Genomic DNA, 21,396 nt, shown 5'->3' on the forward strand with positions numbered 1-21,396 from the left:
TGAAAAACTTTAAATAAGGATGCCAAACCATGAAATTGACACAAATTTTACTCGCTTCAACTTTTGCTTTTGCCACTGCAACTACTTTTGCTGCAAAGGCTGAATCGACAGCAACAGAACAGGAAAAAGTGGTTGTTTCAACGCAGGAAACTGTGGCTGAACCAGCTTCAGAACAAGCTGCTGCACAACCTGCATCTGAAGCAAGCACTGAAACCCCTGCTGCATCGACGCAACAGCCTTAAAACTTAGATACATTTAAAAATGTAAATCGAATACAAAAACTGAGTTTTCCGCCACTCTCTCGGTTTACTCAGTTTTTGTTTATCTGCATAACTAATCAATATTGCCTTGGACAAAATTAAAAAATAGGCACAAAAAAACCTGTCTACAATTGCAAACAGGTTTTCAGCTAAATTTGATGAAAACTTAGTTTTGTTCAGTTTTCTTATAAATGCTGCAAGATGGATGATGATTTTCTTGCAAACGTGCAACTTTACGTTGCTCTGCTGCTTCAAAACGGCAACGCTTCCAGTCATTGTCTAATTTCAACGCAGGGATTTGTTTTGGTTTACCATTTTCATCGACTGCAACCATAGTGAAGTAACAGCTGTTGGTATGGCGCACTGTACGCTTTTGAATATTTTGTGCTTCTACACGAATACCAATTTCCATTGAAGTACGACCCACATGGTTCACACTAGCAAGGAAAGTCACCAATTCACCCACATGAATCGGCTCTTTAAAGTTCACTTTATCAACCGAAAGGGTCACCACATAACTACCCGAATAGCGGCTTGCACATGCATACGCCACTTGGTCTAATAGTTTTAAAATTGTTCCACCATGTACATTCCCTGAGAAATTTGCCATGTCGGGTGTCATTAACACGGTCATGGTTAATTCTGACTGGTCATCTAACACTGGGGCAATTTGATCTAATGGTGACATCGCGTTCTCTAGACTCTTTTAAAGACAGTAAGATATGAGCCTATTATTATATCGCGTTTATAAAAGTTTGAATGTTCATTTCGGCAACAACTGCATCATTATTATTTATATTGTTTATGATAACATTTATTTAAAATTATAAGACTAAAGACTAAGACTCCCAAGCTGTTATTTTTTAATCCATTTCTAATTTTTTAGAATATTTGTTCAAATTGAATATTACGTGAATCCCCCTGATTCAAGTGTTCAAAAAACAATCTAAAATCTTTTATTCAATGGATTATTCAAGCAAATTTCGGCGAATTTACACGAAAAAAAGTTCAATTTACCCGTAAATTTTCAAACTTCGCTGCGACATTTAAACCAAGCGCAGCATTTCCTGCGACACATTGCTATAAGTCAAAGTTTGTTCGGTACTCAGTGCAGCTTCAATCACATAAGAACCATCTGGATTAATCATCGTCACTGTAAAAATAACTTGCTCCATAGTAGCAAGTTTCACCTGCTGTCCAATTTCAAAGCCGTGCATGAAGTATCCCCTCGATTTTTTATAAAGTTTTAAAGTCCTGAAGCACAAAAGTTAGGCCGTCTTGGAAGCATGTTCAATTGGTAAACTGCTTAAAAAACTAATTCAGTAAATGCTGCATAGAATAAATGGAAACAGTGCGAAAGAACACGCTAAAAAATTGATTTTAAGTCTAAATACCTCATCTCAGTATTTAGATATCTTTAGGGTATCTTTATTTTTAAACTATAATATCAAATACTTACAAAGAATAAATCTAAGCAATCTAACATTAAAGTTATTTTTATCAAGCACCTAATTAGACTTAAGTTAAATCTGTTGATTTCATTGAATTGACCTAAATGAAGGATCTGGACAGCTATTTAAACTGTCCATAAAGCCCAAAAGTATTACTCACTTTATAGTCTACAATTCTATGCCCATGCGCATAATGATGCTGTTGATAGACCTGATCAATTTTATTTAATTGCGCTGCGGTTGCTTCTGCACCTGCCAGCATAGTCGCTTCGCGCCCTTTTACATCAAAAATATGGGCTTTTTCACGTAAATCGGGTTGAATGACCACATCTGCCAGTTTCAATTCTTCATTGGCCAAATGCTTTTGCATAATATTAATATTTTGGTTAAACAATCCCCACACATTACTGGTTTCAGTATGAATAGGCTGCGCCAAAATATTCACGGCAATCACAATATCTGCCCCTAAATCGCGTGCAACCTTGACAGGTACAGGGCTCACTAAACCACCATCGACATATTCATGTTCTGCAATTTTAGTAGGTACAAACATACTTGGGATAGACACTGACGCACGCACCGCTTGACCCGTATTGCCATAATTAAATACAACTTTTTTGCCTTCTTTTAATTCAGTCGCCACCACGTACATCGGGATTTTAAATTGCTCCAAACGGAGTTGATCGACTTGTGCATTGACATAATTTTCAACTTTTTTACCATCAAAAAAGCCTTTTAAATCTAAAGTCACATCCCGCACATCATTGGCTTTCATATTCATGGCAATTTCACGTAATTGCTGTGCATTTTTACCACTGGCATAAATTGAACCGACAATGCTGCCTGCGCTGCTGCCCACAATAAAATCAGGATGAATACCGTACTGCTCAAGTACTTCAATCACCCCAATATGTGCATAACCACGTGCGCCACCACTGCCCAAAACCAAGGCGACAACTGGACGTTTTTTTTGTTGTTTTAACTGACGAAAATCAATTTGATTCAGGCGCGACTCTGCTTCAACCACGGGCTGCGACTCACGCAAAGTTTGAGTCGAAAATTGCTGCTGCGATGGCACCACCTGACATCCCACCATCAGTAATGCTGTAAGAGATACATACCCAATTTTCATAATGACCTTCTTGAATCCATAGGTTTCAGTCGATATTTCACCATCAATCGTGTCAAGGTTGATCAGCCTACTTGATACAGCAACCCTCTTAACGTCAACAGTTATGCTCTCTGTTTTTACCTTGCATGAGCGCCCATAGTCTATCTATTATTTTAACCGATCCTTGTAGTAATTCGTTAAACTGTCACGTCTAGCGACTACAGTGGCGCACAAGTCGAATCTGTCTAAAATTATATGCCAACACCTTCTTATTCCTTATTATTCTGGATTTTTCTGCAATTAGGCTGTCTGTCTTTTGGTGGGCCTGCAGCGCATTTGGTGTTTTTCCATCAGCGTTTTGTGCAACAACTCAAATGGCTAGATGAATCCCAGTATTCACAAATTATCGCAATTGCACAACTCTTACCTGGCCCAACTAGTAGTCAGGTGGGTTTAGCGATTGGTTATTTGCAAAAAGGCTATTGGGGTGCAGTCCTAGCTTGGTTGGGTTTTACCCTACCTTCAGCGTTGTTTATGGTTTTGGTTGCAGTTTTGGGACATCAATATTTTGATGTCCTGTCTTCAAATAGCTTTCACAGTATTCAACTGATCGTATTGGCCGTGGTGGCTTGGGCATTTTGGCAAATGCTGCGTAGTTTTTGTAAAACGGTTTGGCAATATGCCTTAATGTTTGCTTCTGCCCTATTTATTTATCTAATGCCATTGAGCTTCAATCAAGTTTTGGTGATTCTGATTGCCGCTTGTTTTGGCATTTGGATGGCGAAACGCGCAGCACCGACTGCTGCACCAGCATCCACCAATACAACGGCGACAGATACGCATTTTACTGCGGCACATTTACTCAAACATCGTCGTTATGCTATATTTTGGGCAGTACTTTTTGTTGCACCCTTTATTGTGCTGTCAGGTCTAAACTGGCTACAACCTCATTTACTCTATGCAGCTAATTTAAGTTTCTATCAAGCCGCATCTTTGGTCTTTGGCGGTGGGCATGTCATTTTGCCTTTATTGCATCAAGATTTTGTTAGCACAGGCTTAGTCAGTGCAGAACAGTTCGATTTGGGTTATGCCATGGCGCAATTGGTGCCTGGCCCACTGTTCAGCTTTGCAACATATTTGGGCAGTTTGATTCCAATGACAGAATCTATGCTGCTGAATGCGACTTTAGCCACGTTGGCGATTTTTCTGCCGTCTTTCTTTTTGCTATTTGCGACCTTGCCTTATTGGTCTTGGTTAATGCAGCAAGCCTATATCCGTCATGCGGTAACAGGTATTAATGCAGCTGTAGTCGGTTTGCTGCTGTATATGGTGCTCGAAATGGCACAGCGTCATATTTTGAGTATTGTTGATCTGCTGTTTATTGTTTTGGTGATTGGATTATTAAAATCCAAACTACCTGTTTGGCTCAGTTTAATTGGTAGTTTTCTGGTCTATACAGCATTCTTGCATTTCATGGCTTAAATGAAAAATGCTACAGATCAAATAAAAATGCCAGTTCAATTGAACTGGCATTTTTTGTGGATGACTGAATCAAGCCTGAATGCTTTGGAGCTTAGCCACCAAAGAATTTTAGAATGGATTGAATCACCGCAACGTTAATTAAATCGACAAAGAATGCACCACACAACGGCACAATCAAGAACGCTTTATAAGATGGACCATACATATTGGTAATGGCCTGCATATTGGCGACTGCTGTTGGCGTTGCCCCCATCCCAAAACCACAGTGTCCTGCTGCCAACACGGCTGCATCGTAGTTTTTCCCCATAAGACGGAAGGTCACAAAAGCTGCATATAACGCCATTGTGAGTGCTTGCGCACCTAAAATCACCATCAACGGACCTGCCAAATCGGCCAATTGCCATAGTTTGAGTGACAACAACGCCATCGCCAAATATAACGATAAAGATGCATTCCCAAACACATCAATCGCACGGTCAAAAATATTAACTTTAAAAATACTTTCTAAGACATTACGCAGAACCACACCGCCCGCCAATGCCCAAACGAAAGTTGGTAATTCAAACATCGTGCCTTTGGCAGCGCCTGTCATAAATTCGGCAAATGCCAAACATCCAGCAAATAAACCCAAAGTAGTAATTGCATTATCTGCTGTAATTAAACGAACCTGATGCGGATATTCAAATGGAATAAACTCATTGGAATCTTGATCCGCAGGTGTATTATCGCGTTTTTCAATTTGTTCGTCGGTACGTGGTACAGCCAATTGATGACGATTGATTAAGGTTTTGGCTAAAGGGCCACCAATCAAACCACCAATGATCAAACCAAAGGTTGCACTGGCCATACCTAATGCCAACGCCCCTTGAATACCATACTGGGTTTCAAAAATTTCGCCCCACGCACCCGCAGTACCATGACCACCCGTTAAGGTAACTGAACCTGCAATTAAACCAATTAGTGGATCAATACCTAATAATGTTGCAAGACTAATGCCGACAATGTTTTGCAACACAATAAATGTGGAAATTGCAATCAAGAAAATAATTAAACCGATTCCGCCCTGACGCAATTTTGTGAAGTTCGCGCTTAAACCAATCGAGGCGAAGAAAATAAGCATAAAGCTAGTTTGCAATGCGCTACTGGTGGTAATGCTATAACCCCAAAATTGACTCACCAACAATGAAACAATAGCGGCAACCAAACCACCTGCAACAGGTTCAGGAATATTATAGCGTTTTAAAAAATCAATTTTATTGACTAAAAGTCGCCCTAAGAGCAGGACGATGACCGCAGCAATCAGCGTATAAAACGCATTAAAAGTAAATTCCATGGCAATATCCATATAGTGATTGCAGATTATTTTTAATATGATCAAGAACTGTCTATGCAAACCAAAGTATTTGCATCATTATGACTCTAAATCAACTAAAAAATGCCGCAATACAAAGTATGTAAACAGTATCGTATTTGACCGAAGTTTAAGAGGTATGCATTTTGCTCAGCCAACCCATCCTTTGGTTTCACTCAAGCGTTATCATCTGCGTTTGCCTAGAACAGAAGAAAAGAAAGACAAAAGACAGCAATTTCACTTTCGGGGTGTCTTCGAGTGCAAACAACTGAATCGGCTTAAGACTGAGAGGTAATCTCATATAAGCTCCAAAATATCTGAGGTAGATAAATACCTTCCGATAAAGATATTCAATCACTTGATAAAAAACAGCAAGATTAAAGGTCGATCATTATGCATTTTTTTTGACAAAAAGCTGCTATTTTCTGCATTATTTCTATAAATTTTATTGATTATTTTCAACTATAAGTGCAAGTTACAGCATTTTATAAAACTGAATAAAATTTAAATTATTGAATTGATAACATAAATTTTCAACATAAAAAAACAGAGCTTAACATTAAGCTCTGTTTTGGTTTTCGCTAAAAGTGCTGAAACTTAGAAGCTATAACGAGCCATAAAGCCTACACGGTCATCACTGAATTTTTGACCTTTGAAAGTTTCACGCTCACCATTAATATATTCAATACCTAAATCAACTGGTTTTACAGGTGAATAGATAAAGTTAATCCACGCTTGTTGTACTTTCTCGTTAGCGCCATCATTTAAACGCGCATAGTCTGTACCATCATCTGCAAATAAAGCACCATACGCTAAAGTTGAACGTAGTTGTGGAGAGAACTTATAGGTTGCGCCCACTTGTACACCAAATGCTTCATTCTGCTCAATATCACCATTATCTGCATTTACGTAAAATGCAGAGTTACTACCATATAAATAGTTACTGTTGCCCTTAACATAAGAGACATCCGCAGATACTTTTAAAGGTTCTGCAACTTGATAATTTGTACCTACAGCTGCGCCCCAACCTGTTTTATCATCGCCAGATTTAGCTTTATAATGTTCAACCAATGCACGTGCAGAAGCCGAACCTTTACCTTCCGCATAACCTTGCATTAATTTAGCTGTAATTACAGGAGCACGATAGGTCACATCTGAAGAAACATTTTCTCTCTTAACTTGAGTGTCAATTACAGCACCCGAATCATCTCTGATTTTTTCTTCTGTAACTTTCAGCTCAGTTGCTGAACTATTACCTTCTTCGGCAGAAACAAATAATTGTGTTGCAGGGGCTAATTTATAGTTGTAACGAACTTGCGGTACACGTGCTGTACCACCACCAATATTTGTATTAAAGTCGATCATTTCTGGTGCATGATTAGACAAGAAGTTCGATGTAGTTTGACCGAATAACCAGTTGTTTAAAGTTAAATAAGCATGGCGAATACGTAAATTCTCTGCGGCACTTGCAAAGTCAACCTCAACTTTACCACCTACTTTGTTGTCACCTACAGGTGTATTAAAGTCTAAACCTAAGCGAGTTACTTTTGCTGTAGCAAGTAATTTGTCACTTGCTTCTTCTTTGCTTGTATGTGCTGAGTTAAAGTCATTATTAGCACCTTTAATAATATAGTTTGCATCCCCACGGATCGAACCATAAATAGAAACATCTGCACCAGATTTAGATTTCCATGCGCTTAATGCACTTGCAGGTGCAGCAGGCTTCGCCTGTTGTACTTGGGCAATTTGAGTTTGCTGCTGTTGTTGTACTTGCTGTTGTTGCTGAATTAACGATTTTAACGCTTCAACTTCTTGACGAAGTTCTTGAATTTGTTGTTGCTCAGTTTTTGCTGCGTGTGCAGTACCTACCATTAATGTTGTAACGGCAATAGCTAAACCTTTGATCATAAATTGACCGTTGAGTAATTGACTCATTTATCTCTCCAAAATAAAACAACGCTGCATCCGTGCATGATGATTTTGTTCGTCATCTATCGATTTCACATCGAATTATAAAAATGGCTTAAAATCAAAACACTTTTGCCAAATAGTCCAAGACACCCAAATATTTAAAATATTACAATTTGTGTCATTTATTACAGGCTTCAATCTATCAAGTTATGACGTTTATTAAAATCAGTTTTCCCGAATAAGAAATCACAATTAATCATAATTACAGATTCAAACAATTAAACCATATAAAATTCAACACTTTAAATAGGTTGATTATTCAAGTATTTACACCACCATTAGACTATTGTATATATTTCAGTTCTGTTAAAAAGCCCGATTTTTTCGAAAAAAATCACCATTTGAAAAAGTATTGACCCCAACTCAATCTGATTGAGGTTGCAAAATATGAAAAACGGCAAACATCCCAAACCCAATAAATAGCAGCATTAATACAGCCATATTCAGCAAAGCACTGCCTGTTAAAAAGTTGAGTAACACTCCACCAATCAAGCCACAAAAGAATTGCACACTGCCCATGACCGCACTGGCTGTTCCTGCACGTGCGCCTTGTTTTGCCATAGCTAGTGCCATGGCATTCGGGCCTGTAAAACCAATCCCAGACACGGCAAGAAATAAACCGACCATCACCAATGCCAAAGGTGCATACCCCAAACTACCTGCAAGCAGTAGAATGACCGCACCACTCAGTTGAATCATGCTGCCCAATTTTAAGCGTTGTAACACACCCAATTTGCCACTGATTTTTTTATTCAGGGTCGAAAACAGCATAATACCAATCGCATTGGCACCAAACACATAAGCAAAAGCTGTTTCACTCAAGCCATATTGATCCATCATGACTGCACTTGAACCGCTGATATAGCAAAACAATGCCCCACCAGTCAGACAGCCTGCCAACATTGGAAAACGAAAATCACGATCTTTTAAAATGGCAAAATATAAGGTCAGTACTTGCTGAAAGTTCAAATTTAAACGACGTTCTTCCGCCAAAGTTTCTTTAAAAAAGAAGTGCACACATAAACAGCAAATAATTCCAACGCAGGTCAGCACTACAAAAATAGCTTGCCAATTCATCCATCTAAGTACCCATGCGCCCAGCGTAGGTGCAATAATGGGCGCAATGGTCATCACAATCATCATGCTCGAAAAAGCTTGAGCGGATGTTTGCAAATCTAAGCGATCACGAATAGCTGCTCGTGCAATTACCACACCCACACAGCCACCCAAAGCCTGCAAAATACGTGCAGCAATCAGTCCCCATTCATTTTGTGCAAACACACACAACATACTGGCGAGTGAAAATAGTGCCAAGCCAAAATATAAAGGCGGCTTACGTCCAATCCGATCACTCAGCGGCCCGTAAATCAGTTGACCCAATGCCAAACCTAAAAAGTAGGCAGGCAAACTGTTTGCGACCATTTGGGTCGATACGCCAAACTCGCTTGCCATAACGGGCAAGGCAGGCAAATACATATCAATCGATAAAGGCCCAAGCGAAGTCAATAACGCCAACAATAAAATCCACGCAGTCGAATATTGCCGCATGTTGGGTTGTTGCGCAGATGGTGGCGTACTGCTTGAACTTGGCAGCGTTTTCGATATGCTCATATTTTATGATGAAATGACAGATGTACAGACAAGCTTACACGCTCCATAGTATGATTTGTTGTGATCAAAGATGAATTTTCACATATTAGGTACTCTAAACATCTCATCTACAGTTACAATGTACGCAAACCTTCATCTTGCAGCATAAATCTCTGTTTAGACAGAAAAGTTTACTTAAAGGAATGATGTTGAAACCTTGGCTGATAAAGCTCAAACAAGCGACCTATAACACCACATTTATGTATAACATCCGCATGCTCATTGCATTTGCGGGAACTGCTTTTGTTCCCTATTTTATGGGGATGCAGCTTGCCACTATTCCTTTAACTTTAGGTGTGCTTGCCGCAGGTTTGAGTGATATTGATGACCGTTTTTCGGTGCGTATTGTCAATCAGCTCTATACTTATATTGGTTTCTTTGTTACCGCCACATCAATTCAGTTTTTATTTCCGCATCCTATTTTATTTGCTACAGGCTTAATCCTGTCGTGTATTGTCTTAATTTTGCTCGGTTCGCTCGGACGACGTTATGCCACCATTTCTTATGGCTGTTTGGTGGTGTCGGTCTATTCCATGCTTGGCGTCAACCTATTTGATGACTGGTACATGCAGCCGCTGCTTTTGGTTTCGGGCGCAATTTGGTACGGCTTAATTTCGACCATCAGCTTTTTACTGTTCCCTGTTCGTGCCTTACAAGACAAACTTTCACTCAGTTATTCTTCTTTGGGTGATTTTTTATTTGCCAAATCAAATCTATTTGATGTGGATATGACTGCACCGAGTTATCAACAAAGTATCATTGATTTATCACTTGAAAATGGCAAATTAATTGCGATTTTTAACGACTTAAAAACCGCTTTACTGACCCGTTTAAAAGGCGACCGTGGGCAAAAAGATACCCGACGCAGCTTACAATATTATTTTGTCGCACAAGACATTCACGAACGTGCAGACTCTGCACATATTGATTATCAAAAACTGGCGAAAATATTTCAGCACAGCGATATTTTATTTCGCTTCCAACGCATTTTGTCGATTCAGGGCAAAGCCTGTAAAGATTTAAGCGAAAGCATTTTGCACCGTAAACCTTATGTGCATAACAAGCGTTTTAAACATGCTTTTGAAAATCTTAAACAGTCTTTAGAAAAACTGCGCAGTGAACAGCAATATGACCAAGTCTGGATTAATGCATTGTTTGCCCTATACCAAAACCTGAAATCTATTGATGCTCAATTGCGTAACCTTGAAACCGAACGCAATATTAAACTGGATAAATCAAAACATATTGAACAACAACTGAAAGATGACGACTTAAAAAGCTGGGATGATATTGTCATCCGTATCAAACAGCATTTAACCCCTGAATCGGTCTTGTTCCGCCATGCCATACGGTTGTCGATTGTACTGTTGATTGGCTATGTTTTTATACAAGTTACCAATATTCAATATGGATACTGGATTTTACTGACCGCACTGTTTGTGATGCAGCCTAACTTTAACACCACCAAACGACGTTTACGTTTGCGTATTATTGGGACGTTGGCAGGGATTGTAGTCGGCTACACCATTTTATATTTTGTACCATCTGTAGAAGGACAATTACTGGTTTTAGTGATTAGTGGCATGTTGTTCTTTGAATTGCGTAGTAAACAATATGCACAAGCCACTGCTTTTATGACCATTTTGGCGCTGATGAACTTTAACCTAGAGGGTTTAGGCTATGCTGCAGCCGTACCACGTATGGTCGATACCTTAATTGGTTGTGCGCTAGCATGGTTTGGCGTGAGTTTTATCTTCCCCGATTGGAAATTCCGTCGTTTATCACGCACGATTCGCCGCTCACTCACCGCGCAATGTGGCTATTTGGCAGAAGTGATTGAACAATATAAAAATGGACGCAACAACGGTTTGAATTATCGTGTCGTGCGCCGTGCTGCTCATAATACCGATGCAGAAGTTGCTTCACTGATTTCAACACTCGCCACCGAACCTGATTTTGACCCCAATCAAAAAGCTCAAGCCTTTGAGTTCTTGTGTCTAAATCACACCTTTATTAGCTATATTGCTGCACTTGGTGTGCATCGTGACAAAATTGACGATCAGGAAGTCTTGCAACTGCTCGATCAAGCAATGGACGATATTCAAGGTGCTTTACTGAAAGATGAAACGCCAGATTTAAGTGCACACAACATGTTGCAAACCATTCGTCAGCGTTTAAGCCAAAACAAAGAAGAAGATCAAAAATCATTAATTATTTTGCAGCAATTATCTTTGATGATGAGTATCTTGCAACAATTAAGTCGCTTAAAACAAAGTTTAAGCCACGAACATGATCAGGACGCAACTGAACTGGCGTCTTTATAAACAATCCTGCAAACGGTCAGTGCCTACTTATTCGCCCTAAGCTGCACAAGTATTCACCGACCTTAGCATGATTTTGCGACAATATACTCACTGCATGACAGCAATTAATGCTAAACTTTTTATAGTTTTAAATTTGTTAGTTTCACTATGACCGCGAAAAGTTTATACGCCTATACCCTACAGCCTGTGATCTACGAAGTTTCTGAAGAAGAACAACGTCACGCACAACTGGTAATTTGGCGCAGTACCAATAAAATTGGCATGAAAGCATGGATTATTATGGGTGTGATTGTTGCCCTTTCCATTTTAGGCATTCTGCTATTAAAAAATTATTCGACAATTTTCTGCTGGGTTGCCATTGTCTGTGTGGTGCTCTACCTGCTCGTGCGTAAATACGGCTTGGAATGGTACGTTAAGCGAAAAATGAATGAATTTCCTGTTCAAGAAATTAAAGGGATTCGTTTAGGCGTACAGCCGCACGGTATCGTGATGCGTCAGCAAATGGGCGCTCAAGAAGGCGTGGGTGCAATTGGCTGGAAAGATGTGTATGAATGGTACAATACCCCTGAGTTTATCTTGATGAACTTCAAAGTAAAAGGTCAGCAAGGTGCTTATATTCTGCCTAAGCGTATGGACAGCAAGAACTTTTCGTTCAACACCATTCGCAAGCATTTGACTGAAGCTGCAGGCGAAGCCAAGCAAATCTAAATATCCCTATTTAAAAATAAACCTCTATCCCCTGTGATGGAGGTTTTTTTTGCTTAAAATTAAAACAATGAACGATAATGAGAATAAATAGCATTTGCATTAACTTCATCTCTGCATTATTCTGCATCACAATTCATACTCAACAACCAACGCTTATGCTGAAGAAAGCCTTTTTCCAAATTCACTGGTTCCTTGGTATTACTGCAGGACTGATCTTGTCACTCATGGGCGTGACAGGTGCGATTTATTCCTACGAACAAGAAATTCTAAAATGGATGAATCCGAACAGTTATCAGGTACAAGTTGAGCAGAAAGCCAAACTAAGCCCTGCAGAAATTTATCAACATTTTCAGCGTACCCAACCTGACTATAAAATTAATAGCATCACCGTTGCAAAAGACCCGGCTGCATCTTCAACCATCAATATTGCGAAAGAAGGTGCAAAACGTGGACAAAATATCCTGATTAACCCTTACTCGGCAGCAGTGTTGCCTGAAATTCGGGGACGTGAATTTTTCCAGTTTATTCAGCAATTACACCGCAACTTAACCGTAGGGCCTATTGGTAAACAAATTACAGCCGCATGTACCCTCATGTTGTTGTTCTTTGTGTTAAGTGGCATTTACCTACGCTGGCCGAAACGCCATTCATTTAAACAATGGTTTGCGCTCAAACCTCAATTAAAAGGACGTAATTTTATTTGGGACTTACATGCCGTAGTAGGCACGTGGGTGGTGATTTTCTATCTAGTTTTGGCATGCACAGGACTGTATTGGTCGTATGAGTGGTGGCGCAATGGCATGTTTAAAGTCATGGGTGTGGAAAGACCACAAGCGCAATTGCAAGCAGATGGACGCAACAAACCTGTAAATTCAAATGCTCAAGCACTTCATCAGGCTGCGCAAACACAAACTGCAGGACGCCGCGCAAACACTACAAAACCAGCCAAGCAGAATACGCTGGATCAGGCACAAATCAATCTGGCATTGACGAAGGCATGGCAACATTTCCCGCAGCAATTGGGGCAGGATTATTCCAGTATCACTTTTAATGTGCCTAAACACACCAATAGTGAAATTGAAATTAACTTTGTCGATGTCATTCCACAACATGAACGTGCCCGCAATAACGCAACTTTTGATTATCAACAAGCACGTATTACTCAACTTGAATTATATGTAGACAAACGGCTTAATGAAAAAATCATGAGCAGTATGCTGCCTGTGCATCGCGGTAGTTTCTTTGGGCCTGTTTATCAATTTTTAGCCATGCTTTCTGCATTGATGATGCCGCTGTTTTTCGTCACAGGTTGGATGCTGTATTTAAAACGTCGTAAACAAAAGCGTTTGACTCTTGCTGCACGTCAAAACCAGACTCAATTTCAGATCGACCCAAATGCTGCACACTGGCTCATTGTCTATGCCAGCCAAACAGGTACTGCCGAACAATTGGCATGGCGCACCGCTACTAGTCTGCAAGAAGCACATCAGCCTGTCACAGTCAAAGCCCTGCAACATCTCAGCCTTGAAGATCTTAAAAACACCACCCAACTGTTATGTATTGCTAGCACTTATGGCACAGGTGATGCACCCGATTTGACCTCAAGTTTTGTGAAAAAAATCCTACCGCAAACCTGTGACCTGAGTCATTTGCGTTATGCAGTACTGGCTTTAGGTTCACGTGAATATGCAGATCATTACTGCCGTTTTGGACATACGATTGCTGCATGGCTGCAACGTAATCAAGCACATGCCTTGTTCAATACCATTGAAGTAAATAATGCCAATCCTGCAGACATACAGCGTTGGAATCAGGCTTTGGTACAGGTCACACAACTTGACTTACCAAGTATGCATATCGAAAAAACTTTTGATACATGGACCTTACAGCAACGTGACTTGCTAAATCCCAACAGTTTAGGCGCACCCGCCTTCAATATTGAACTGTTAGCACAACATGATGTGCATTGGTCTGCAGGTGATATTGCAGAAATTCAGCCTGAAAACAGCACTGCACGGATTCACGCCTTTTTAAAACAGCATCAACTCGATGCCAATACAATTCTTGCTGATGGTCAGCAAACCTTAGTACAGGCTTTGGCAGATAAAGACCTCACCGCGCCAATTCAGACATTTAAAACTGCGGATGAATTATTGGCACAACTTTCACCCTTGCCTAGTCGTGAATATTCAATTGCCAGTATTCCTTCACAACAGGTTTTAAGACTTGTGGTGCGTCAAAAATTCGATGCTCAAGGCGAGCTTGGCTTAGGTTCAGGTTGGTTAACTGCACATGCTGCACTTGGGCAAAATATCGCATTACGCATTCGCAATAATCCATCTTTCCATTTAATTGATGATGACCGCCCAATTATTTGTATTGGCAACGGTACAGGGCTTGCAGGATTAATGAGCTTATTGCATGCACGTACCCGCCTGAATTACACCCAAAACTGGTTGTTTTTTGGTGAACGTCAGCAAGCGCACGATTACTTTTATCAGCACACCATCAAGGCTTGGCAAAGCACAGGTATGCTACAACGCCTTGATTTGGCCTTTTCCCGTGATCAAGCCGAAAAAGTCTATGTACACCATAAGTTACGCGAACAGGCTGAAGAATTAAAACGCTGGATTGAACAAAATGCCGTGATTTATGTCTGCGGTAGCATTCAAGGCATGGCCAGTGATGTCGACCAAGCCTTAAAAGATATTTTGGGTGAGACTCAACTGGAACAATTACGTCAGCAAGGACGTTATCGCCGAGATGTGTATTAGGATTTGTTGACACTTTTTAAATGGCTTGCGCTGTAGCTCTATAGCTAAAACTTGGCAATTCACCCAAGTTTTATCCATAGCCTCAGCCGAAACATAATTCAGTTGAGGCAAAATTTTTCAGCAGCTTCGGCTATACTGTTTGTACAGCATCACAGTACAATAAAATTATGCAAGGCATGCAAGCAAGTCACGTACAAACACAATTTAGTCTATTTAAAAGAATATTGAGTAGCCTAATTGGGCTAATTTTAGTATTGGATGGTGCCTATCTCATCAGCTTAAAGAAAATCCATTTCGGCACCATTTTACCTGTTTTAATAGGCATGATGCTGCTGTGTTATGCGATTTTCTATACTTGGATTCAAAGCTACTTAAAACAACATACACGCTTAGATTGGCTGTGGAAATTCGGTTGGGGCGTATTTTGGCTGTGGTGCATCAGCCTGCTGATCTTTTTTACTTATATTCATTTCAGTACACAGCAGCAAAATACTGTAACCAACAATGCTAAAGTGGTGATTGTACTCGGCAGTGGCATTGAAAATGGACAACCATCGCCCACGCTCGCCAAACGACTGGATACTGCAGCCGCGTATGCCTTAGCGCATCCTCAAAGTTATTTCATTGTTAGTGGTGGCCCTGCATTTGCGGAACAACTCACTGAAGCACAGGTGATGTCTGATTATTTGCAACAACGTTATGCAATTGCAGCATCACACATTATCTTGGAAACCCAAAGCACCAGTACGGCACTTAATTTGAAAAACAGTCAGCCCTTGCTGCATACATTAGGCACAGATAAAACCCAACCGATTATAATTGTCACCAGCGACTTTCACACACCACGTGCAGCAGCCATTGCCAAACGACAAGGATACACACAGTTCAGCATGCTCAGTGCAACGACACCACTCTATACCCGCTATAACGCATGGTTACGCGAGTATTTTGCTTATATCAGTGGTTGGCTGCTGAATGAGTATTAAAAATAAAATCTAGCAAGCAGATCGCTTAATTCAAACGTATCGAGCGTGGTAAAGGAATTTGCATATCTTTAAAAAATTCAGGTTTTTGCATATACACCTGATACAAATAATTTTTTAGATCAAGCAATAACTTTTCAGGGGCAACCAATACATTCTGCCCTTCTGGGCTTAGATTCATCGAAATATTGGTGGCTTCCTGACGTAAAAATGGAATCACTTTTTCAATAAAATCTTTCAGTGAAATTTCTTCGACTTGATAATTGGCCCAATTGTCTTTAATTAACAGTTTTGCCAGACTTTTATTTTGCCACATTGCAAAAGCACGTTGCCCTGTAGGCGTGGCACAGAGCGCCCAGCCATCTTCATACAATGCAAAAACATGCCCCTGAGACACAATGGTCTCAATAAATTGCTTGTAAATATCTTGTGCATTATAAGTTTGCGTTGCTTGCTTAGATGCAGCTTTACGTTGATAAGGATTTCGCATAAGTCACGGATATTAGTATTATTATTAAATAAAAATTTTAGGCGAATTTATTGCAATACGCAAGTAATATAAGATAAATGAGGATGAAAGGATATGGTGGGCGCTGACGGGATCGAACCGCCGACATTCTGCTTGTAAGGCAGACGCTCTACCAACTGAGCTAAGCGCCCTGAAGATTAAAAAATAACATCGTTATTTTTTATGATGCAAGACAAGCGAAGCACGTCGTCTTGAACTTTGAAATACATTTTTCACATCAGGGAATGAAAAATGGCGCAGCGGACGGGGCTCGAACCCGCGACCCCCGGCGTGACAGGCCGGTATTCTAACCAACTGAACTACCGCTGCAACGGTAATTGCGTTAAGCAATTAAGGTCTTTTTTGTATGTATGCCAAGCATAAATACTAAAATATGGTGGGCGCTGACGGGATCGAACCGCCGACATTCTGCTTGTAAGGCAGACGCTCTACCAACTGAGCTAAGCGCCCTGATAAGATCAAAACAATATTTTGTTCTGATTTTGCAAAACTGTCAAACTTTGCATCATTTCAGTTTAAGTCTATCAGGCAACCTAAACTTTTCTTTTGAATGGCGCAGCGGACGGGGCTCGAACCCGCGACCCCCGGCGTGACAGGCCGGTATTCTAACCAACTGAACTACCGCTGCATCGCAAAAGAATCTGGTGGGCGCTGACGGGATCGAACCGCCGACATTCTGCTTGTAAGGCAGACGCTCTACCAACTGAGCTAAGCGCCCTCAAAAGCAATTTATGTAAATGGCGCAGCGGACGGGGCTCGAACCCGCGACCCCCGGCGTGACAGGCCGGTATTCTAACCAACTGAACTACCGCTGCACTTACACAAAGTCACTATTGTGGTACAAACAATGGTTAAAGAATCTTAAGTGGCGCAGCGGACGGGGCTCGAACCCGCGACCCCCGGCGTGACAGGCCGGTATTCTAACCAACTGAACTACCGCTGCACGTAAGAATCTATAACGTAAAGGCTTGGTGGGCGCTGACGGGATCGAACCGCCGACATTCTGCTTGTAAGGCAGACGCTCTACCAACTGAGCTAAGCGCCCTTAACGTCTTTATCGTTTGTGAGGTGCATTATAGAGAATCTTTACCGCCTGTCAAACGCTTTTCGGCTTGTTTTCAGTTTTTTGTGACTGAGTGATTAAAAAATAGGTGATCCGCTATAAAAACAAACAAATTCTGCAAGTTATTTTAGTTTTCAAGCAAAATTAATGTGCTTTTCAACTTGTTAGCGTTGCACTCTACCTGCTCAATGTATTGGTTTTTTATGTTGCGATGAATATAACTTTATTCAATTGACTCGCACCATCAACGCACCATCAACCAAGCAAACCTAAGCTATTTAAATCTAGCTTGTGTTCAGAAATATAAACCAAGGCTTTTTCTGGAATCAGTTCATACAATTCTAAAATATCGTGGTTACGCATCCGAATACAGCCATGCGATGCAGGAATTCCCATCGGCTCTGTATCTGGTGTGCCATGTATATAAATATAACGCTGAAAAGTATCGCAGCCGATGCCTTGATTAAAACCTTCTTGCAAACCACTGAGCCATAAAATGCGGCTTAAAATCCAGTCTCGTTCAGGAAATTGTTCAGCTAAATCTAAATTGTAAATTTCCCCTGTCGGTTGACGTGCAATGAACACTGCATTTTCAGGTTTATTTTCACCAAACTTTAAAGCGACTTCATGCCAGCCACGTGGTGTTTTACCACTATTTTCAGTTTCACCAATGCCATTCACACCACTCGAGATGACGTAGAGTTTCTGATGCTTCGGCAAATATAAAGTTTGCTCGGCTAAATCAATCAAAATATCTGCTTGTGTGTATAAAAAAGACATTGCGCTACCCTATTCTTCTTCTTGCGTGGGCGGCTGTGGCTCAGGACGTAACCACAACCAAATACACACCACCAACATGGTGGTATTGGTAAAAATTTTGACCGCAACGGGCGCAGTTGTAAACAGCATGATCACGGCACTAATACTCATCATGATCGTTGCAAACCATTTGGCTTTACGCGGTACAGTACCATTGGCACGCCAATCTCTGAGTGTACTGCCATATTTAGGATGATTCAGTAACCAGTTGTCCATTTGCGGCCAACCGCGTGACGATGCCCAAGCTGCTAAAATCAAAAAAACTGTAGTAGGCATACCCGGCAACAATGCACCAATAAAGCCAAGGATGACAAAGATCACCACTAAACTTCGCCATAACAAGCTTTGCATACCACTGTCCTAAACTACGAATTGCGGTAGTATAAAGCGTTTTTTAATTTTCCGTTGTAATTCTGCATTTTTCAGCATGGATTCATAATGATTGAGTTGCATCAACCCGAACTTCTGCCCGAAGTATGGCTGACCTACAAAACCCCACTCATCCGTCAGTTGGCTTTTAGTGTGGCAAGTCCGAATATTTTATGTGCTGTGCCTGAGCAATTGCCCATTCAACATGCTTTTGAATTCCATTCAGATACTTTTTGGCAACACCATTATCACGCTTATCAATCACGTTTAGCCTATTTAGATTCACATCCAGAAGCAGTGTACGACTTTTTAAATCAACTGAAAAGCACCCGTTTAGGCTTACGCTTTGAAATGCTGATGTGGTTTTGGCTGCGTGATCGTGATTATCATCCCTTCGAATTATTGGGACACAGTATTCAAATTATTGATGGCGCTAAAACTGTGGGTGAACTGGATTTTTTACTGCACAACCATGACACACAGCAGGTTGAACATTGGGAAGTCGCATTAAAATACTATTTAGCCGAAGCGGATTGCTCTTTGGCACACTGGTATGGTTTAAACCGCTCCGATACTTTGGCGCGTAAACTGAATCATTTTAGTCAAAAGCAATTTCAATTTAAGCAAGCCTTGGATGTGCCGATTCAACGCCGTTTTGCTGTACTCAAAGGACAATTGTATTTCGCCATACATCACTTGGCACAATCATCTACAACACTTACGCCACACTGGGTTAATCGCGCTCGTCGTTTAGGTCTTTGGGGGAGTGATATTCCTGCCCAAGCAGAACGGTTTTATCGCCTACAACGTCATGAATGGATTTGTCAAAATGCTCAAGCCAGTAGCCTACCGAATCAATGGTGGGGCGATGGTTTGTATTATCAAGAGGCACATTCACAATTTTATATGTATCGCGCTGCACCGCTGATTAGCTATCCCCCTTTAACACGCTGAATAACTGTTTCAACATTTTATTACGTAAGCACTATAAAAGTTGCCTATTTATTATTCTGTTTATTTCCTAAGCTAAAAAACACATCAAAATAATCTATCTAGAGCATATTGGAGATGATCATGAAAAAAATTCTAGTGACTTCACTGCTATTAACCTTTGTTTTAACGGGTTGTAATACAATTAAAGGCGTGGGCGAAGACGTATCTTCTGCAGGTCATGCGGTGAGTAACACTGCTGAAAAAACCCAACAAGAAATTCGCAAATAATTCTGAGTATTTCACGAATATCTTCACAAAAACCACAAAAAACCTTGTTCTCGGACAAGGTTTTTTCACGCTAAAATTTCACTTTTGTTGCATTATTCCCCTATTATTAGCACTTACTCTTGATAAACGTCTGAAACTCTCATGACCTCTTCTGCTACTCTGGATTTAAGCCTTCAGCTTTTACGCCAACCGTCTGTCACTCCTGTCGATCACAACTGTCAAAACCTCATGGCAGAACGCTTAGAAAAAATTGGATTTAAGATTGAATCTATGCGTTTTGACGATGTAGATAACCTCTGGGCGCGTAAAGGTACAGAAGCACCTGTCTTTTGCTTTGCAGGTCATACCGATGTTGTACCGACAGGCAATTTAGACGCATGGAATACCGATCCATTTGTACCTGAAATTCGTGATGGCAAACTTTATGGTCGTGGCAGTGCCGACATGAAAACAGCATTGGCAGCCATGGTCGTTGCCTCTGAACGCTTTGTCGCCAAACATCCTGATCACAAAGGCTCAATTGCCTTTTTAATCACCTCAGATGAAGAAGGCCCATCCATTAACGGCACCGTAAAAGTTGTAGAAACGTTGGAAGCACGTCATGAAAAAATGACTTGGTGTTTGGTGGGTGAACCTTCAAGCACCCATAAATTAGGCGATATTATTAAAAATGGGCGTCGCGGTTCGCTTAATGGTGTCTTGACGGTAAAAGGTAAACAAGGTCATGTGGCTTATCCACACTTGGCAATTAACCCGATTCATACCGCGTCTAAAGCGATTTCGGAACTGTGTGAAACGGTGTGGGATCATGGCAATGAATACTTCCCTGCCACCTCATTTCAAATTTCAAATATTCAAGCAGGAACAGGTGCGACCAATGTTGTCCCAGGTAACATGACGGTGACCTTTAACTTCCGTTATTCGACTGAAGTGACTGCAGATGAGCTAAAAGCACGTGTCTTGGAAATTTTAGATCGCCATCAAGTGGATTATGAAATCGAGTGGACGCTTTCAGGTTTGCCATTTTTAACCCCTGTGGACGAATTGGTTAATGCTGCACGTCAAGCCATTCGCAATGTCACAGGTGTTGAAACAGAATTATCGACCAGTGGCGGTACATCTGATGGTCGCTTTATTGCGCCGACAGGTGCACAAGTGTTGGAGTTAGGCGTACTCAATGCCACCATTCACCAAATTAACGAGCATGTTGATGTGGCTGATTTAGTGCCCTTGACAGAAATTTATGAACAGATTTTGGAAGGATTACTAACTTAAATCCAATAAGATTAGTTGCATGAAATAGAAAAGGAACTCTATTTGAGTTCCTTTT

The 21,396-nt window shown here is 40.8% G+C and carries 18 protein-coding genes and 8 tRNA genes; 9 read left to right on the top strand and 17 right to left on the bottom strand.

All coding sequences use genetic code 11. The features are described 5' to 3' along the window. The first annotated feature begins 29 nt into the window (after nucleotides 1-29). Entirely contained in the window at nucleotides 30-242 is a 213-nt protein-coding gene (locus tag C3Y93_RS05565) for a hypothetical protein (protein ID WP_004977309.1), read from the top strand. A gap of 184 nt (nucleotides 243-426) precedes the next feature. On the opposite strand, the gene C3Y93_RS05570 is transcribed toward C3Y93_RS05565, so the two are convergent. From C3Y93_RS05570 to C3Y93_RS05575, 3 genes are all read right to left on the bottom strand, one after another. Beyond that, nucleotides 427-948, bottom strand: coding sequence for an acyl-CoA thioesterase (locus tag C3Y93_RS05570; RefSeq protein ID WP_004977311.1), 522 nt, complete (start codon nucleotides 946-948; stop codon nucleotides 427-429). Between the two features lie 358 nt (nucleotides 949-1,306). After that, on the bottom strand, nucleotides 1,307-1,477 hold the full coding sequence (locus tag C3Y93_RS14355; RefSeq protein ID WP_004977313.1) for a hypothetical protein: 171 nt from the start codon (nucleotides 1,475-1,477) through the stop codon (nucleotides 1,307-1,309). A 355-nt stretch (nucleotides 1,478-1,832) separates the two neighbouring features. Then, nucleotides 1,833-2,807: a patatin-like phospholipase family protein gene (locus tag C3Y93_RS05575; RefSeq protein WP_162164697.1), complete on the bottom strand. Its 975-nt coding sequence runs from the start codon at nucleotides 2,805-2,807 to the stop codon at nucleotides 1,833-1,835. A gap of 270 nt (nucleotides 2,808-3,077) precedes the next feature. On the opposite strand from C3Y93_RS05575, the gene chrA reads away from it, so the two are divergent. Next, nucleotides 3,078-4,304 (top strand): chromate efflux transporter, encoded by a 1,227-nt coding sequence (gene chrA, locus C3Y93_RS05580; protein WP_104852327.1) that lies wholly within the window; start codon nucleotides 3,078-3,080, stop codon nucleotides 4,302-4,304. Between the two features lie 91 nt (nucleotides 4,305-4,395). On the opposite strand, the gene gltS is transcribed toward chrA, so the two are convergent. The 3 genes from gltS to C3Y93_RS05595 all read right to left on the bottom strand — a co-directional run bounded on the left by gltS (nucleotide 4,396) and on the right by C3Y93_RS05595 (nucleotide 9,174). After that, complete coding sequence (gltS, locus tag C3Y93_RS05585) at nucleotides 4,396-5,637, bottom strand: sodium/glutamate symporter (protein WP_104853249.1); 1,242 nt, start codon at nucleotides 5,635-5,637, stop codon at nucleotides 4,396-4,398. A gap of 615 nt (nucleotides 5,638-6,252) precedes the next feature. Next, entirely contained in the window at nucleotides 6,253-7,590 is a 1,338-nt protein-coding gene (locus tag C3Y93_RS05590) for a DcaP family trimeric outer membrane transporter (RefSeq protein ID WP_104852328.1), read from the bottom strand. 399 nt (nucleotides 7,591-7,989) lie between these two features. After that, nucleotides 7,990-9,174 (bottom strand): multidrug effflux MFS transporter, encoded by a 1,185-nt coding sequence (locus C3Y93_RS05595; protein ID WP_104852329.1) that lies wholly within the window; start codon nucleotides 9,172-9,174, stop codon nucleotides 7,990-7,992. A 251-nt stretch (nucleotides 9,175-9,425) separates the two neighbouring features. Here C3Y93_RS05595 and yccS point away from each other — a divergent pair, with 251 nt between their 5' ends. The 4 genes from yccS to C3Y93_RS05615 all read left to right on the top strand — a co-directional run bounded on the left by yccS (nucleotide 9,426) and on the right by C3Y93_RS05615 (nucleotide 16,068). Then, on the top strand, nucleotides 9,426-11,600 hold the full coding sequence (gene yccS / locus C3Y93_RS05600) for a YccS family putative transporter (RefSeq protein WP_104853250.1): 2,175 nt from the start codon (nucleotides 9,426-9,428) through the stop codon (nucleotides 11,598-11,600). A 147-nt stretch (nucleotides 11,601-11,747) separates the two neighbouring features. Then, entirely contained in the window at nucleotides 11,748-12,308 is a 561-nt protein-coding gene (locus C3Y93_RS05605) for a YcxB family protein (RefSeq protein ID WP_004977388.1), read from the top strand. A gap of 155 nt (nucleotides 12,309-12,463) precedes the next feature. Beyond that, nucleotides 12,464-15,082: a PepSY domain-containing protein gene (locus C3Y93_RS05610; protein ID WP_104852330.1), complete on the top strand. Its 2,619-nt coding sequence runs from the start codon at nucleotides 12,464-12,466 to the stop codon at nucleotides 15,080-15,082. A gap of 167 nt (nucleotides 15,083-15,249) precedes the next feature. After that, on the top strand, nucleotides 15,250-16,068 hold the full coding sequence (locus tag C3Y93_RS05615; protein ID WP_104852331.1) for a YdcF family protein: 819 nt from the start codon (nucleotides 15,250-15,252) through the stop codon (nucleotides 16,066-16,068). 25 nt (nucleotides 16,069-16,093) lie between these two features. Here the strand turns inward: C3Y93_RS05615 and C3Y93_RS05620 are convergent, their stop codons facing one another. The 11 genes from C3Y93_RS05620 to C3Y93_RS05670 form a co-directional block, all read right to left on the bottom strand. Further along, nucleotides 16,094-16,555, bottom strand: a complete 462-nt coding sequence (locus C3Y93_RS05620) for a DUF2750 domain-containing protein (RefSeq protein WP_004977378.1) — start codon at nucleotides 16,553-16,555, stop codon at nucleotides 16,094-16,096. 94 nt (nucleotides 16,556-16,649) lie between these two features. After that, nucleotides 16,650-16,725: transfer RNA gene (locus C3Y93_RS05625), tRNA-Val, on the bottom strand. Nucleotides 16,726-16,826: 101 nt separating this feature from the next. Then, nucleotides 16,827-16,903, bottom strand: a tRNA-Asp gene (locus C3Y93_RS05630). 65 nt (nucleotides 16,904-16,968) lie between these two features. After that, nucleotides 16,969-17,044: transfer RNA gene (locus tag C3Y93_RS05635), tRNA-Val, on the bottom strand. 101 nt (nucleotides 17,045-17,145) lie between these two features. Next, nucleotides 17,146-17,222, bottom strand: a tRNA-Asp gene (locus C3Y93_RS05640). Nucleotides 17,223-17,236: 14 nt separating this feature from the next. After that, nucleotides 17,237-17,312 (bottom strand) — tRNA-Val (locus C3Y93_RS05645). 20 nt (nucleotides 17,313-17,332) lie between these two features. Continuing rightward, a tRNA-Asp gene (locus tag C3Y93_RS05650) sits at nucleotides 17,333-17,409 on the bottom strand. Nucleotides 17,410-17,460: 51 nt separating this feature from the next. After that, nucleotides 17,461-17,537: transfer RNA gene (locus C3Y93_RS05655), tRNA-Asp, on the bottom strand. 26 nt (nucleotides 17,538-17,563) lie between these two features. After that, nucleotides 17,564-17,639: transfer RNA gene (locus C3Y93_RS05660), tRNA-Val, on the bottom strand. Nucleotides 17,640-17,912: 273 nt separating this feature from the next. Further along, complete coding sequence (gene elsL, locus C3Y93_RS05665; protein WP_104852332.1) at nucleotides 17,913-18,437, bottom strand: cell wall-recycling L,D-carboxypeptidase ElsL; 525 nt, start codon at nucleotides 18,435-18,437, stop codon at nucleotides 17,913-17,915. 9 nt (nucleotides 18,438-18,446) lie between these two features. Beyond that, nucleotides 18,447-18,827: a YbaN family protein gene (locus tag C3Y93_RS05670; RefSeq protein WP_104852333.1), complete on the bottom strand. Its 381-nt coding sequence runs from the start codon at nucleotides 18,825-18,827 to the stop codon at nucleotides 18,447-18,449. 87 nt (nucleotides 18,828-18,914) lie between these two features. On the opposite strand from C3Y93_RS05670, the gene C3Y93_RS05675 reads away from it, so the two are divergent. The 3 genes from C3Y93_RS05675 to dapE all read left to right on the top strand — a co-directional run bounded on the left by C3Y93_RS05675 (nucleotide 18,915) and on the right by dapE (nucleotide 21,341). Then, nucleotides 18,915-19,799, top strand: coding sequence for a DUF1853 family protein (locus C3Y93_RS05675; RefSeq protein WP_104852334.1), 885 nt, complete (start codon nucleotides 18,915-18,917; stop codon nucleotides 19,797-19,799). Nucleotides 19,800-19,919: 120 nt separating this feature from the next. Then, a complete protein-coding gene (locus C3Y93_RS05680) occupies nucleotides 19,920-20,066 on the top strand; it encodes an entericidin A/B family lipoprotein (protein WP_004968261.1) in 147 nt (48 codons plus the stop codon). A 141-nt stretch (nucleotides 20,067-20,207) separates the two neighbouring features. Then, nucleotides 20,208-21,341, top strand: a complete 1,134-nt coding sequence (dapE, locus tag C3Y93_RS05685) for a succinyl-diaminopimelate desuccinylase (RefSeq protein WP_104852335.1) — start codon at nucleotides 20,208-20,210, stop codon at nucleotides 21,339-21,341. Nucleotides 21,342-21,396 lie beyond the last annotated feature (55 nt).

This window comes from Acinetobacter sp. SWBY1, from assembly GCF_002946595.1.
In the GTDB taxonomy this organism is placed as follows: Bacteria; Pseudomonadota; Gammaproteobacteria; order Pseudomonadales; family Moraxellaceae; genus Acinetobacter; species Acinetobacter towneri.